This window comes from Chitinophaga pollutisoli, from assembly GCF_038396755.1.
GTDB classification, from domain to species: domain Bacteria; phylum Bacteroidota; class Bacteroidia; order Chitinophagales; family Chitinophagaceae; genus Chitinophaga; species Chitinophaga pollutisoli.
The window spans coordinates 2193442-2207613 of the sequence record NZ_CP149822.1; the positions used below are offsets into that span (position 1 = coordinate 2193442).

The window sequence follows — 14172 nt, forward strand, 5'->3', positions numbered from 1 at the left end:
CAGCATCCCACCTGCTATAGCATACTATGGCTAACTGAAGGGTTACTGAAGGGTTACTGTAGGATAATCCTATATCAAATGTATATCCTGACCAGTAGAACCCGCTCAGCAATCCTGCATTTTCCCTTCTTTATCAATACTTTATGTAAGCTTTAACCAAGCTTTACCCTTACATTTACCCTACTATCACCTTATCCACGACCGAATTGCAGCTACCTCCCATCGCCCTATTCCCGTATATTTACACCACCTTTCAACAACCAAACGCTTAACCATTGATTCTCAACAAACTAAACCGGATCTGGCGCCCCCTCGCGCTGGCGGCCCTCTTGTCAGCCACCACCCAAACAGCTGAGGCCCAGGATCTTACCACGAAGTACGAACGCACCGGGGCACGCGAAACCGTCACCTACGCCGAATGCATCCGCTACTGGAAGATGCTCGTCCACCGGTTCCCGCAACTCCATATCCGGGAAATCGGAGCCACCGATGCAGGGTTCCCCCTCCACCTCGTCACCCTTTCCCCCGACCGCGACTTCGATTATGCCAGCCTCCGCCGCAAAAACCGCCGGATCATCCTCATCAACAACGGCATTCACCCCGGCGAGCCCGACGGCATAGACGCCACTATGATGCTCGTCCGCGACCTCTGCCTGGGCAAAAAGAAGCTCCCGGCCAACGTTACCCTCGCCATCATCCCCATTTACAACATCGGCGGCGCACTCAACCGCACGGAATATTACCGGGTCGACCAGAACGGCCCCGATGCCTTCGGCTCCCGCGGCAACGCCCAAAACCTGGACCTGAACCGCGATTTCATCAAAGCGGATTCCCGCAACGCCCGGACTTTCCATCAAATCTACCACCTCACCGACCCCGATGTATTTGTGGACAACCATGTGAGCAACGGCGCTGATTATCAACACATCATGACCTTGCTCTCCACCCAGTACGGCAAGCTCGGCGGCCCCATGGGCGCCTACCTGCACGATACTTTCGAACCGGCGCTGTATAAGATGATGCAGGAGAAAGGGTACGACCTGCTCCCCTACGTCAACCACTTCGGGCCGACGCCTGACAGCGGGTGGACCGCCTTCGCCGACGGTCCCCGGTATTCCAGCGGGTATACAACGCTTTTCCACACCTTCGGCTTCGTACCCGAGACACACATGTTGAAGCCCTACAAACAACGCGTGGAGGCCACGTATGCCCTCATGGAATGTTTCATCCGGTTCACGTCGGACAACAGCGCCCGTATCCGGGACCTGCGGGAGGCGACTAAAGTGGCGGTCAAAACGCAGGAGCGGTTCCCCCTGAGCTGGGAACCCGATACGAATAAGCCGCAATGGTATACTTTCAAGGGGTTCGAAGCGGGTTACAAGCCCAGCGAAGTGTCGGGTTTGCCGAGGCTTTTTTACGACAGGACGAAGCCTTATGAGAAAAAGATCCGGATATTCAATCACTTTGAGCCGGGTAATTTTGTGACGAAGCCGGAGGCCTATGTCATTCCGCAGGGTTGGTGGGCAGTAATTGAGTTGCTGCAGGGCAACAAAGTGCACATGCGGCGGCTGGAGCGGGATACCACGATCGAAGTGGAGACGTATACGATCCGGGATTTCAGGACATCGCCCACGCCTTACGAGAAACATTACCTGCATTCCGGGGTGAAGACGAGCGTTTCGATGCAAAAAATCGCGTTCCGTAAAGGGGATTATTATATTCCTATGAACCAGGCGGCCAACCGGTATTTGGTAGAGACGCTGGAACCGGGGGCGCGGATTCTTTCCTCGCCTGGAATTTCTTTGACGCGGTGCTGGGTCAGAAAGAAGGGTATTCATCTTATGTTTTCGAAGATACGGCGGGGGAATTCCTGCGCGCGCATCCCGAGGTGCGGGAGGCATTGGAGGCTCGTCGCGCCAGCGATACCACCTTTGCCAAGAGTGGCTCCGCACAGTTGAATTTCGTCTACCGCCAATCGCCGTGGAACGAACCGGGATATATGCGGTACCCGGTTTTCAGAGTGATGAAGTGATCGAATAATTAATTGTTTCTTGTTTGCAGCGCCTCTTCACAGGGGCGCTGTTCTATTTTGTCGCATAGTGAGAATCGTAGAAAATAATTTCCAGGAAAAATGATGAAAGTATGTGCGGAAAAATTTTTCAATTCAGAAAAAAAATATAATTGCCGTATTGATAACAACAAAAAATTGATGAATGACAGAGCAACAAACACAAACTGTGTTAGCAACGATCACATCGCTGGAACAACAATCACAGGCAATCCTTACTGCCGTTTCAGTACAGGGACAACTTCTGATAAAGGTTGCTGACGAGGTAACTTCACAAGGAAAACAATTGAAGATAGTTTCCGAAAAGGTTACTTCACAGGGCAAGCAATTGCAGAAGCTTACTGACGAAGTAACTTCACAGGGCAAGCAATTGCAGAAGGTTTCTGACGAAGTAACTTCACAGGGCAAGCAATTGCAGAAGGTTACCGACGAAGTAACTTCACAGGGCAAGCAATTGCAGAAGGTTACCGACGAAGTAACTTCACAGGGCAAGCAATTGCAGAAGGTTTCTGACGAAGTAACTTCACAGGGCAAGCAACTGCAGAAGGTTTCTGACGAAGTAACTTCACAGGGCAAGCAACTGCAGAAGGTTTCTGACGAAGTAACTTCACAGGGCAAGCAACTGCAGAAGGTTTCTGACGAAGTAACTTCACAGGGCAAGCAACTGCAGAAGGTTTCTGACGAAGTAACTTCACAGGGCAAGCAACTGCAGAAGGTTTCTGACGAAGTAACTTCACAGGGCAAGCAACTGCAGAAGGTTTCTATCGAAGTAACCGCGCAAGGGATGCAATTACATAACCTTACTTCAGTGGTTAAGATTTTGGGAGCTCAAACCGCGGATAAACTCGATTATCTGGACAATCGCATCGATGCATTGGAAAAAAGGGTTGACAAAAAGTTTGACAAAATCGATGCGAATTTCGTACAGTTGAATCAGCGATTCGACTCCATCGATTCACGGTTCAACCAACAAAACGCTGAAATCGAATCACATCTCGGAATCAAATTAGGTACGCTTTAAATATCCCTGCCTATACCCCAGTTTGTTTGCTGCATGTTCATATACACCATATTGTAAAGAAAGCCGCTCCTTCACGGATGCGGCTTTTTCATGTAATTCTCTCAGGCTCCTGGCGGTTTACCGACATTACTCGCGGTTCCCCCCGTATTCACCGGAACAGGCATTTACTGGACCCGTTTCGGAGAACATAGCCGTAAAAAAAGAAGACAAAAATTAATGCTGTTTCAGGAGGATGAACGTATGTTGTTCTCCGTAGAAATGATTGTACAGGAGGGCTGTTTTGTGGCGCCCGGAAAGTAATTCCTGCGTGGCGGTCCACATCCCGAATGCCGCTGCGGTATCGTATTCCCCGCAAAATTGCTTGAAGTGTACCTTCGCAATGGAAGCCGGCAGTGATCCTTCGGCGATATCATAAAAATGATCGAATCGCACATCACCGCTGCGGCCGCTTACGAACAAATCTATGGCTTCGCTTTCAACACCATGCTTTACGAGGAATTGTGTGAGGCTCTCCGTTACCTGCGCTGCATCCGGCTTATAAAGCATCTGCATCCCTTTCAGCTCAACTGCCGCCGGGTTTGTTCCGATCAGGAAGAACGTTGCGCCCTCCCCGGCAATGGCGCCCGGCGTACCGGACGCGAGCATCTCCGCTGGCTGGGTGAGCACGGACTTCCAGTAACCGATGCGGCTTTTGATGAAGAAATGCTCGATGGTCATTTCATCGAAACCACCCGTCAGCACGCTTTCCGCACCTTCCTGAATTTGCAGCAGCGAGTCGAGCAGGGCGTGTTCGAAGGAGAAGCCGCGGTGTACAAAAGTATTGTTGTAATCTGTGCATTGCTGTTGCAGGGCAATCAGTCCGTTCACGGAATTGTAGGTCGACTGGATAAACGGCGTGGGGTTGAGGGCCGTTTCTTCATACGTGCGGATATCGTGAAGGAACTTCTCTGTGTCTTGCAGGCTGCCGCGACCCGTACCGGTGATGATGGCGCCGGGAACAGGGGAATTGGCATTGCGCAGGCACTGAAGTGCTGTGGTGAGCCCCATTTTCAGCAAGCGGCTCATACGGCGCAGGCTGTTAGGCGGAATGAATCCGGCATATCCCGGCTCCTGCACGCGCAGGAGGTTGCGCTCGGTGAGCGGCAGGAATTGCGGCTCATAACTTCCTTCAAAGCTCTGTTGCGGGGATATCGCCGCGCTGGCCTGTATGTAGCACTTAATTTCCATACTTACTGATCACGAGTGATGCATTGTTGCCGCCAAACCCGAAGGAGTTGGACACCACGTTTTGCACGGGCGACGCTTCCAGCAGGCGTGTTTCCGGCGAGATGCGCAGCTCTTCCATGCGCCCGGTAAAATTAAGGTTCGGCCATATCATCTGCCGGTTGATCGACAACACGGAATAGATGGCCTCTATGGCTCCGGCTGCCGCGAGGGTATGACCGGTAAAAGGTTTGGTGGAACTGAACGAAGGAACGTCGTCTCCGAAGAGCCGCTCCAAAGCCCGGCCTTCCGACACGTCGTTATTCAACGTTGCCGTACCATGAACGTTGATGTACTGCACATCCGCCACCGTGCGCCCGCTCATGGCCAGCGCTTTCCGCATGGCCTCAAACGCGCCGTCGCCCTCGGGGGAGGGAGATGTGGGGTGGAAGGCCTCGTTGGTATTGCACCACCCGCTCAGTTCGGCCATGGGCCTTGCCTTGCGGCGCTGCGCGAAACTTTCCGATTCCAGCACCAGGTATGCCGCGCCTTCTCCGAGGTTCAGGCCATTGCGGTCTTTATCGAAAGGCATGCAGTGTCGCTTGTCGATATTCTTCAGTGAGTTGAATCCGTTGATGGTAAAACGCGTAAGGGCCTCCGTTCCGCCGCATACCGCCCTTTCCACGAGCCCCGCGCGGATAAGCCGCGCGCCGTACATCAGCGCATTGGCGGAAGAAGAACATGCGGTGCTGATCGTGGTAACGTATGTAGTGAAGCCCACCCGGTCGGCGATGCGCTGGGTGCAATCCGCGCAGTCCAGCGTATCGATGAGCTGCAGGAAGGTTCCTTCTTTTTCGGGGTCGAGGATATCGAAGTAAATTTTCTCGGTATCGCACATGCCGCCTACCGTAGAGGCGTTGATGAATGCGGTGGGAGTGTCGCGGGCATCGTTGATGCCCGCGGAAAACAAAGCTTCCTGCATGGCCACCAGCCCGAGGAGCGTGGTTCGGGTGAAGCCGGTGGCGTCGGTCAGACCGGCCATTTCCGCTAATTCCTCCGAGCTGCACTTTACCTCGCCTACCGGTAACTTGCCCGCATGAATGGTATCCACATATTGCGCATACCCGATGCCGGTCCGTTGCGCCCGGAGGCTGCGGAAATTCTCCTCCACGTTATTCCCGATGGCGGAGACCATACCCATCCCTGTTATCAGCACACGTTCTGCCATACGGTTCCGCGGATCAGGCCGCCTGTTTGCTCATGATGAATTCCGCCATGGATTGTACGCTCTGAAGGATTTTACGGCCTTCACGCGGGTCTTCCACTTTGATCTTGTAGTTTCTTTCCAGCAGCACCATCAGTTCCAGCGAGTCGATGCTGTCGAGGCCGAGGCCTTCGCCGAACAGGGGGGCATTGTCGTCAATGTCTTCCGGTTTGGTATCCTGAAGGTTCAGCGCTTCGATAATCTGCTGTTTGAGTTTCAGTTTTAATGCTTCCATGTTGTTGTAGGTTTTACGCCTGTGGCGTATTCCAGCGGGTAAAATTAGTTGTTTTACCGCTGTTATGAAAATTGTTATTTATCCGATCCTGCGTTGCTCTACCACAGCGGCCACCAGCAGCATGGCCCCGCCGCATCCCAGCAGCTTCGCCAGATCTGGGAGCACATACCGGATATGGCCGTTACGCAAGTAAATGTCGTTGATGGCATCCAGGCCCCAGCTGAGGGGCGACAACCGGCCGATCAGCTGCATCGATTCCGGCATGATCTCCAACGGAATCCAGATGCCGCCGATAGCGCTCAGGATCACAATGCTCACCGCACCGAAATTGAGCGCCTGGTTAGGGGTCTTGAAAATCGTGCCGATCAGTATCCCGTATGCCGTGGCCGTTACACCGATGCTGGCGGCCACCAGAAATCCTGCGGCATGGTCCACACCTACCTGCAATTTGGGCAATCCCAGCTGCGGCAGCAGGTACAATCCCACAAGGATCATCAGGTAAAACTGTACGGTACAAATGCCGACGAAAAACAACAGTTTGCCCGTCAGCACCGACAGGAAATTGCCGGGGATGAGTTTCATCCGCACAAGGCTCCCGTCTTCCCGCTCCCGGATCATATTCCCCGCAATAGGGATCACGATGAAGAACATCGCAAAAATGCTCCAGGCCGGAACGTTGTGTTGTACAGAATTGGAAATCACATCAATTTGCTTTCCCTCTCCCAGGCTTGTTTCCCGGAGCGCCACGGCTTTGAGGCGGATGGCGGGGAAAGTATCCTGGTTAAGGCTGTCGCGGCTGCGGAGTTGCAGCTGGATTCGCTCCAGCAGCAGATCGGTTTCCACCTGCGTGAGAAAATTATCCAACGCCTGGTGGATCGCGCTTTTGAATGCTTTCTTGGCGGCGGGGTCGAAATACAACTGTACGGCCAGGGAATCGTTGGACAGGGCCTTCACAGGCAATTGCGACGGCAGGCCCATTCTTTTCGAAATATCGTTTACAATTTTATTGGCATTACTGACGATCTCTGCCGTTGCGCCTTTGGGGATGGTGATGCTGATCTTATACTTTCCTTCCGCCACCATTTCCTTCGCCTGTTCTTCCGACAATGGCTGCCCGTCAATGGAATCGATGACGTGGAATTGCCCGCCCTGCTGCAATCCCTCGCGGACGTACCGCGCCAGCCGGCCATGGTCGTTATCAACGGTAAGGATATCGAACTGCACTTCCTGGTAATCTTTGAAAGGCGCGTCCTGGATGAGGGCCATCACGGTGATGAGCACGAGCGGCATGGCGAACAGCAGCGCCAGCCCCGCTTTGTCGCGGCGCAGCAGTAACCATTCTTTGCGTATCGTGGCGATGATCCTTAACATGTTTGCTATACTTTTTAATCCCGCACGGCATGGCCGGTGTAATGGAGGAACACGTCTTCCAGGTTGCGGCAATGGCCGTGGCGGCCGATCAGGCCGGAGGGCGTACCCTGGGTCACCAGTTTCCCTTCGTCGATGATGGCCACTTCGTCACATATCTGTTCTGCTTCTTCGAGCAGGTGTGATGTATAAATTACACTGTTTCCTTTCGCGTTGTAATCCCGCAGGAACTGCAGGATCATGCTGCGCGACTGCACATCTACCCCGGCCGTGGGCTCGTCGAGCACCAGGAGCCTGGGCTCATGGAGGATCGACGCGATGATGTTGGCGCGCCGTTTCATCCCGCCAGAAAACTTCCCGGTTTCCTTATGCGCCGCTTTCTCCAGCCCGAACGCTTCGAGATGGTGCATGATTTTATCTTTTAGCGGGCGGCCGCTGAAGCCGTACAGATTCCCAAAGTAGCGGAGGTTTTCGAAAGCCGTGAGCTGCGGGTAAAGCGCGATCCGCTGGGGCACCACACCGATAACCCTTTTGATGGCTTCCCGGTTGGCGGGTGTTTGCGCCATGCCAAGGATTTCGACGGAACCGCCGGTAGGTTCCACCAGTCCGCAAAGGATGGAGATCGTCGTGGTTTTACCGGCGCCGTTTGGCCCCAGGAGGCCGGCGATCTTCCCTTCCGCGAATGCGCACGAAAGCCCGGAGAGACTGGGGACCAGTGCTCCTGCGTAGGTTTTCTGCAGATCCTTCACGGCAATGCTGTTCATGTCGGCTATCTTCAGAGTTTAACGGTGGACAAGCGGCGGAATACATTTTCTTCCTGGCCGGCGATTTGAACAAGCATTTTGCTCAGTTCGCCGTACGAAACGTTGTCAGCTGAGCGGGCTTTGCAGACGCGCCCGGCATTTGCGGCGAAGTTACGCCAGCTGTCGCCAACGATGGTGAGCTCGCGGCCGATATCGTTCAGTTCGGGTTTATCAAGGAGAGATCCGGCTTCCTGGAGGAATGCGGCGTACATGAAGCGGAACCCTGCGCCGCCGGTCCCGATTTCTTCCTGCATGCGGATGATATTGCCCAGGTAGAGCGCCGCGCGGCGGTCGCCCACTTTAGCGGGGTAGTCTTTCACCCGGTTGGCGAGGAAGCGGATGCCTTTCACGCCGAACATGGGCACGGGGATTTTGAGCATGTAATGGCATGCCTGCGCGATGCCGGCCTTGATGGGTTCATTGAAGTCCACTTCCTGCGGAACGTTCAAGGGGTAATACATCTTCCCTTTGGGGGCAGGAAACCCTTTTGCGAAGCGGGCGCGGATGAGGCTTTCGGTATCGATCCGGGTAACGGTGTCCATGATCGGATCGGAAACGAGGTAGTCGTCTCCGTCTTTTCCATATACTACGAGGTTATGGGCGTTGAAATGGAAACGGTAGGATTCGGGGAAGTAGGGAAGATAGTACACGCTGGACTGCATGCCCACCGGAACGCCCTTGTCGATCATCTGGTCGAGGGCTTTCATGGCTTTATCGACACTGCCGAACTTGTGCGATTCCATTTCCACGCCGAGCCTTTTACAGGCGCGGGCGAAGATGGCGCCGGGCCAGATGCGGTAGGTGGAGCCGGGCACCCCGTTCACTTTCACGAAAGGCAGGTGGCCGAAAAAAATACCCGCCCCGATACCAAAGGCCATGGGCTCGCTGATGTGGAGACCATGATGGCCGAAGAGGTTGGATATTACGCCGCTTTCACAGTGGGCGGTTTGCGTGTGGCTGAATTGTGTCATGTCTGTTGATTATGCTGGGCGCTTGAAAGGAAGCAGTTCGCCGCTGCGGAGGGTACTGGCGGGGATGCCGAAGATTTCGGCATAGCGTTCGGTCATCTTATCGCTTAACCCTTTAAAAACCGACGGCTTCATATGCCGCTTCACCTGCCACTGGAACTTCCCGGCCTTGAGGGCCAGCAATGGCAGGTCGAGGAGTGTGCGCTCCATATAATAAGCAATGGGGCTGAGGGCGCCGGCTTCCACTTTGGCTTTGGTGTCGGCCACGCGCTGTTCGACTTCATCCCAGGCCTGGCTGAGCGCTACGTTTTCCGGTTCCCAGCCGATGCTGGTGGCCGTGGTGTAATCGCCCTGATGGTCCACTGCGTAGAAAAGTTGCTTGAACGTACCGTGGTGCAGGTTGTCGCCGTCCTGCGGAACTTCATCTTTTTTCATGTTGTTGCAGTTTTTTGATGAGGGATCAGCCCCCTGATATTATTTGAAATGCAGCAGGCACCGGTATTATCCGGCGGCTGCTGCATGGAAATTCGCTTGTGTATCGTCAGACCGCGGCGGTTAAACGACGGTGATGCCTGCGTATGCGTAAGAGAAACGCGCGCTTTCGGGCACCATCATCACGATCGTATCACCTTTTTTCAGTTTGCCCTGGTTCAGCAGTTCCTCCAGCATGAAATACGGGGAAGCCGTGCCTACGTTGCCCACGCGGGTGAGGTTGGTAAACCATTTCTCCTGCGGGATATACGCTCCCACGCGATTAATCTCCTCATCGATCTTCGAACGGAAGAATTCGGAAGAGAGGTGCGGCAGGAACCAGGTGAGCTTGTCGATGTCGATGTTGTATTTCTCCACCAGCTGTTTCCACATTTTAGCACCGGAAGGCACGATGTTCTTGCCGAGCAGGCGGGTATCCTGTTTGAAGGAGAACACGCTGTTGGCGGACCACTCTTCCGGCGTCATGTCGGTCCAGCCTTTGGTGGAACCGTCTTCATTTTTCACCGCGCCGGCATACATGCAGGTTTCCAGTTCATGGGCGTAGGAAGCGATTTCCACCCAATCTACCCGCAGGCTGAGCCCTTCTTCGTTGGGTGTGTCCTGGAACAGGGCGGCGCTGGCGCCATCGGAGAGCATCCAGCGGAGGAAGTCTTTTTCGAAGGCGATGATGGGATTTTCGGTGAGATTTTTCAGGTTTTCCGTTTCCGGTTCGAAGTTGCGGGAGAGCAGCCAGGCGGAGAATTTCTCGGAGCCGGTGCTCACAGCGTTGGCCGTATTGCCGCATTTCACGGACATCCAGGCGTATTTGAAGGCTTGCATGCCGGCGGCGCAAGCACCGGTGGCGGCGATGAGCTCCACGGGCTGGCATTTCAGGATGCCGTGCACCATGGCGGCGTGGTTGGGCAGCATCTGGTCGGGGCTGGTTGTGCCGCAGGCCAGGAGCTGCATTTCGGTGATCGGAAATTTATCGTCGAAAAGTGACTGTACGGCATTGGCGGTCATCTCCGCGTTGGTGTGCGTGCTGTTGCCTGCTTTGTCCTGTGCGTAATAACGCGTCTTGATCTTGTTGTTTCCCAGGATGATATTTCTCGCCCGGGAAGGTTTACCATCCACCATACCGAGGATGCTTTCCATTTCTTCATTCGCTACCGGCTCGTTCGGCAAAAATTTGGAGAGCCTCGTTATATATACTTCTTTCATCGCAGTGAGTTGTCCTTTTTTGTCGATCTGAAGAGACGGCGCCGGGGCGCCGGAATCATTTCAGGGTTGTTAAATTGTTTAAGCGGCCGTAAATATAGAATTTTATCAGTTTTCGCGCAGCTGTATTCCTTTGTAATATGTTACATCGCGGTTAAGCTTCTTCTTTCCAAACGTGAGCTGCAACCATCCTGCGATGGTGGTAAACGGGCTCAGGATCGGGATGGCGGCGAGGAGGATCACGCGGTACATGGTAACGCGGGCCTGGCGGGCTGGATGCCCCGGTTCGCCGGCTTTGCTGATATAATTGGCCCAGAACCGGAAAGGTTTCACACCGCGCATTTCGAGCACGATGAGGCCCGGGTCCACTTCCACGCTGTTCAGCGCGAGGAGGTCCTGGTGCAGGTTTCCGTAGTTCCCCGTGCCGAGGGCATTACCGATTGGCTCCGCAAACCTGGCCGATTCCACGATTTCCTTCTCCTGCACACCGGCAGGCGGGAAGATGAAAAACGCATCTTTTTTGCCTTTGGTGGCCCAGCGGAGGATCGTGATGAGGGAAACGAGGTTGGGATGCTTGTCGACCAGCGCTATATGCCCCGCCAAATGCGCGCCGGCGGCGTGGAGATAGCGTTTCACCTTCTCCTGCGCGTTGATCCACATATTGCGGCAGCCGAGCAGGGTGACCACGGGTTTCCCTTTCAGCAGGCGCTTCCCTTCCTCGCTTTGCAGGAAAGCGGCGACGGGTTGCGAAGGCGACAGGAACCAGGGCTGATAAGCCAGTAAAACCAGGTCGAAATGCTCGTCCGGATTAACTTTCAGGGGTTGGATGGCCCGGGGTTTGGCCAGCACGGTTTCCGGCATGGTATCGAAAAAACCTGTTTGGGCCAGGGAAAAGGAAAATCCTTTACCGGCGCGATTTCCTCGAACTGTATCTCCGCCTTGCCCTGCAATGGCGCTAACACATGATCAATGATTCTCTTCAGCTGGCCCGTTTGGGTGTAGTACACCACTAATATCTTCGGAAGTTGACTCATATACGGCAGTCGTATGTTCCAATAAAATCTGCAAACATACAAAAGTTTTTCAATTCGTTATTGCTTGTGGACGCCGCCCGATCCCATCTTGTTGAGATTGACGGACGGTTCTCCTTTATAATATATATCGCCCGAGCCCATGATCGAGGCTTTAATGGCGCGGCTGGCATGGAGTTTTACGTTACCGCTGCCGGCGATGTTCACGTCGGCAGTTTCGGACAGCAGTTCGGAGGCGTCGCAATTGCCGCTGCCGGCAATGTCCACACTCAGGTCGCGGGTTTCGCCTTTTACTTCCACATCACCCGCACCGGCGATATTCACCCGGACTTCAGGAGCGCTGAAGCCGCCTTCCAGGTCGCCGCTACCAGCGATGCTGAGTTTCACAGGCACATCGTTGGTGAAATGGCCTTCTATTTTAATATCACCCGATCCGGCGGCCTCCACCATGCTCAGGCGCTCGGTAGCGAGGTAAACCTTGACGTCTTTATTGGTACGGATGCTGACATTGTTGCGGAATCGAACCCGGAGCTTGTCGCCTTCTTCTATTAACTCAATGAACTGAAGAATATTGTCTTCTGCTTCGAGCTGGGCGGTTCCGCCGCGGCCCTGGGTAATATATACATCCATGCTGCCCGCAACTTCCAATTGGGCGAAGGGGCGTATAGAACGGTTTTCGGTGGCTATGCGGCCGCTTCCGCTAACCGAGTCACATGCCGTCATAAATGGCATTGCGCACAGGAGAAGGGCCATCAGCGTGAGTTGCATTTTCATACAGCAGTTGATTTAGAACGAGGGTATGGGCGAAAAATACGATAAAATCTCCAGATAGGGTACTTCCGGCAATTTCGCGCGAATCTGTGGGAAAGCAAAATCCGAAGTCCGAAATTCCTTTATCTTTGCACCACCATGACAGAAAAGATCCTGATCCTCGATTTCGGATCCCAGTATACGCAACTGATTGCACGTTGCATCCGGGAACTGAATACTTATTGTGAAATACAGCCATGTAACAAGCCCATCGAATGGGAAGACAGTATTAAAGGCATTATTCTTTCCGGTTCACCTTTCTCCGTTAACGACCCGATGGCCCCGGTGGTAGACATCGCCGCCATGGCGGAGCGCGTTCCGGTACTCGGCGTTTGCTACGGCGCGCAGCTGATGGCCAAGGTTTTCGGCGGCGAAGTGGCCAAGAGCAGCACCCGTGAATACGGCCGCGCTTTCCTGGAACACTCCGACAAGGAAGAGCCCCTCTTCTACGACGTAAACCTGAAAAGCCAGGTGTGGATGAGCCATGCGGACACGATCGTTCGCCTGCCCGAAGTTTTCACCCCCATCGCTCATACCGATAACATTCCCGTGGCGGCCTTCAAAAGCCTCACGCTCGCCAAAAACCCCATCCATGCCGTGCAGTTCCACCCCGAGGTAACGCACTCCATCGAAGGGAAACAAATCATCCGCAACTTCCTCGTTCATATCTGCGGCATGCACCAGGAGTGGACGCCCGCGGCGTTCGTCCAGGAGACCGTGGCCCGTATCAAGGAACAGGTGGGCGACAGCAAGGTGGTAATGGCCCTCAGCGGCGGGGTAGACTCCACCGTTGCGGCGGAACTGATCCATAAAGCCATCGGCCAGAACCTGTACTGCGTGTTCGTCGACAACGGCCTGCTGCGCAAAGATGAGTTCGAAACCGTGCTCGACTCGTATAAACATATGGGTCTCAATGTGAAAGGCGTAAATGCAAAAGATCTTTTCTACGGGGAGCTGAAAGGCGTTTCCGATCCGGAAACCAAGCGCAAGATCATCGGCCGCCTCTTCATCGAGGTGTTCCAGCAGGAATCTAAAGAATTGAAAGACATTAAGTTCCTCGGCCAGGGTACCATTTACCCCGACGTGATCGAGTCCGTTTCCGTTAATGGCCCTTCGGCCACGATCAAATCGCACCACAACGTGGGCGGTTTGCCGGAAAAGATGAACATGGGACTGGTGGAACCGCTTCGCTTCCTCTTTAAAGATGAGGTTCGCCGCGTTGGCAAGGAGATCGGCATCAGCGACATCTTTTTGGCCCGCCACCCCTTCCCAGGCCCCGGCCTGGCGATCCGCATCCTCGGCGAGATCACCCCTGAAAAGGTGCACATGCTCCAGGAAGCAGATGCCATCTATATCGAACTGCTCCGCGAAATGGGCCTGTACAACCAGGTTTGGCAGGCGGGCACCATCCTCCTCCCCGTTCAGAGCGTGGGTGTGATGGGCGACGAACGTACCTACGAGTTCACCGTAGCGCTCCGCGCCGTAACGTCGACCGACGGGATGACGGCAGACTGGGCGCACCTCCCCTACGAGTTCCTCGCCAAGGTTTCGAACGACATTATCAATAAAGTAAAAGGTATCAACCGCGTGGTGTACGACATCAGCTCCAAACCGCCGGCAACGATAGAATGGGAATAATATTCCCGCAATAATGAGCAGTTACGAATTACGGATGAACAATTTTATTCATTTGTAATTCGTATCTGTTTTTA

The 14172-nt window shown here is 54.2% G+C and carries 13 protein-coding genes; 3 read left to right on the plus strand and 10 right to left on the minus strand.

Annotation, left to right across the window (positions count from 1 at the left end; genetic code table 11):
• Nucleotides 1–275 precede the first annotated feature (275 nt).
• Both WJU16_RS08910 and WJU16_RS08915 read left to right on the plus strand, forming a co-directional pair.
• The gene (locus WJU16_RS08910) at nt 276–1958 is read left to right on the plus strand and encodes a M14 family metallopeptidase (protein WP_341837970.1); all 1683 of its coding nucleotides are present in this window, start codon (nt 276–278) and stop codon (nt 1956–1958) included.
• Between the two features lie 255 nt (nt 1959–2213).
• Entirely contained in the window at nt 2214–3089 is an 876-nt protein-coding gene (locus tag WJU16_RS08915) for a hypothetical protein (protein ID WP_341837971.1), read from the plus strand.
• 213 nt (nt 3090–3302) lie between these two features.
• Here WJU16_RS08915 and WJU16_RS08920 read toward each other — a convergent pair whose 3' ends face one another.
• The 10 genes from WJU16_RS08920 to WJU16_RS08965 form a co-directional block, all read right to left on the minus strand.
• Nucleotides 3303–4316, minus strand: a complete 1014-nt coding sequence (locus tag WJU16_RS08920) for a beta-ketoacyl synthase chain length factor (protein ID WP_341837972.1) — start codon at nt 4314–4316, stop codon at nt 3303–3305.
• Nucleotides 4306–5520 (minus strand): beta-ketoacyl-[acyl-carrier-protein] synthase family protein, encoded by a 1215-nt coding sequence (locus WJU16_RS08925; protein WP_341837973.1) that lies wholly within the window; start codon nt 5518–5520, stop codon nt 4306–4308. The genes WJU16_RS08920 and WJU16_RS08925 overlap by 11 nt, the downstream gene beginning before the upstream one ends.
• A 13-nt stretch (nt 5521–5533) precedes the next feature.
• Entirely contained in the window at nt 5534–5869 is a 336-nt protein-coding gene (locus WJU16_RS08930) for a phosphopantetheine-binding protein (protein ID WP_341838655.1), read from the minus strand.
• Complete coding sequence (locus tag WJU16_RS08935) at nt 5870–7162, minus strand: ABC transporter permease (RefSeq protein ID WP_341837974.1); 1293 nt, start codon at nt 7160–7162, stop codon at nt 5870–5872.
• A gap of 14 nt (nt 7163–7176) precedes the next feature.
• A complete protein-coding gene (locus WJU16_RS08940; RefSeq protein WP_341837975.1) occupies nt 7177–7923 on the minus strand; it encodes an ABC transporter ATP-binding protein in 747 nt (248 codons plus the stop codon).
• 11 nt (nt 7924–7934) lie between these two features.
• Nucleotides 7935–8933, minus strand: a complete 999-nt coding sequence (locus WJU16_RS08945) for a BtrH N-terminal domain-containing protein (protein ID WP_341837976.1) — start codon at nt 8931–8933, stop codon at nt 7935–7937.
• Nucleotides 8934–8942: 9 nt separating this feature from the next.
• A complete protein-coding gene (locus WJU16_RS08950; RefSeq protein WP_341837977.1) occupies nt 8943–9365 on the minus strand; it encodes a hypothetical protein in 423 nt (140 codons plus the stop codon).
• Nucleotides 9366–9485: 120 nt separating this feature from the next.
• On the minus strand, nt 9486–10622 hold the full coding sequence (locus WJU16_RS08955) for a beta-ketoacyl-ACP synthase III (RefSeq protein WP_341837978.1): 1137 nt from the start codon (nt 10620–10622) through the stop codon (nt 9486–9488).
• Nucleotides 10623–10727: 105 nt separating this feature from the next.
• Nucleotides 10728–11480, minus strand: a complete 753-nt coding sequence (locus WJU16_RS08960) for a hypothetical protein (protein ID WP_341837979.1) — start codon at nt 11478–11480, stop codon at nt 10728–10730.
• Between the two features lie 230 nt (nt 11481–11710).
• The gene (locus WJU16_RS08965) at nt 11711–12424 is read right to left on the minus strand and encodes a head GIN domain-containing protein (RefSeq protein ID WP_341837980.1); all 714 of its coding nucleotides are present in this window, start codon (nt 12422–12424) and stop codon (nt 11711–11713) included.
• 135 nt (nt 12425–12559) lie between these two features.
• On the opposite strand from WJU16_RS08965, the gene guaA reads away from it, so the two are divergent.
• The gene (gene guaA, locus WJU16_RS08970) at nt 12560–14098 is read left to right on the plus strand and encodes a glutamine-hydrolyzing GMP synthase (RefSeq protein ID WP_341837981.1); all 1539 of its coding nucleotides are present in this window, start codon (nt 12560–12562) and stop codon (nt 14096–14098) included.
• Nucleotides 14099–14172: the final 74 nt, after the last annotated feature.

Coding starts and splice junctions, on each gene's coding strand:
- WJU16_RS08940 (WP_341837975.1), bottom strand. CDS start 7,923: ATGAACAGCATTGCCGTGAAGGATCTGCAGAAAACCTACGCAGGAGCA.
- guaA (WP_341837981.1), top strand. CDS start 12,560: ATGACAGAAAAGATCCTGATCCTCGATTTCGGATCCCAGTATACGCAA.
- WJU16_RS08960 (WP_341837979.1), bottom strand. CDS start 11,480: ATGCCGGAAACCGTGCTGGCCAAACCCCGGGCCATCCAACCCCTGAAA.
- WJU16_RS08935 (WP_341837974.1), bottom strand. CDS start 7,162: ATGTTAAGGATCATCGCCACGATACGCAAAGAATGGTTACTGCTGCGC.
- WJU16_RS08945 (WP_341837976.1), bottom strand. CDS start 8,933: ATGACACAATTCAGCCACACGCAAACCGCCCACTGTGAAAGCGGCGTA.
- WJU16_RS08950 (WP_341837977.1), bottom strand. CDS start 9,365: ATGAAAAAAGATGAAGTTCCGCAGGACGGCGACAACCTGCACCACGGT.
- WJU16_RS08920 (WP_341837972.1), bottom strand. CDS start 4,316: ATGGAAATTAAGTGCTACATACAGGCCAGCGCGGCGATATCCCCGCAA.
- WJU16_RS08925 (WP_341837973.1), bottom strand. CDS start 5,520: ATGGCAGAACGTGTGCTGATAACAGGGATGGGTATGGTCTCCGCCATC.
- WJU16_RS08955 (WP_341837978.1), bottom strand. CDS start 10,622: ATGAAAGAAGTATATATAACGAGGCTCTCCAAATTTTTGCCGAACGAG.
- WJU16_RS08965 (WP_341837980.1), bottom strand. CDS start 12,424: ATGAAAATGCAACTCACGCTGATGGCCCTTCTCCTGTGCGCAATGCCA.
- WJU16_RS08915 (WP_341837971.1), top strand. CDS start 2,214: ATGACAGAGCAACAAACACAAACTGTGTTAGCAACGATCACATCGCTG.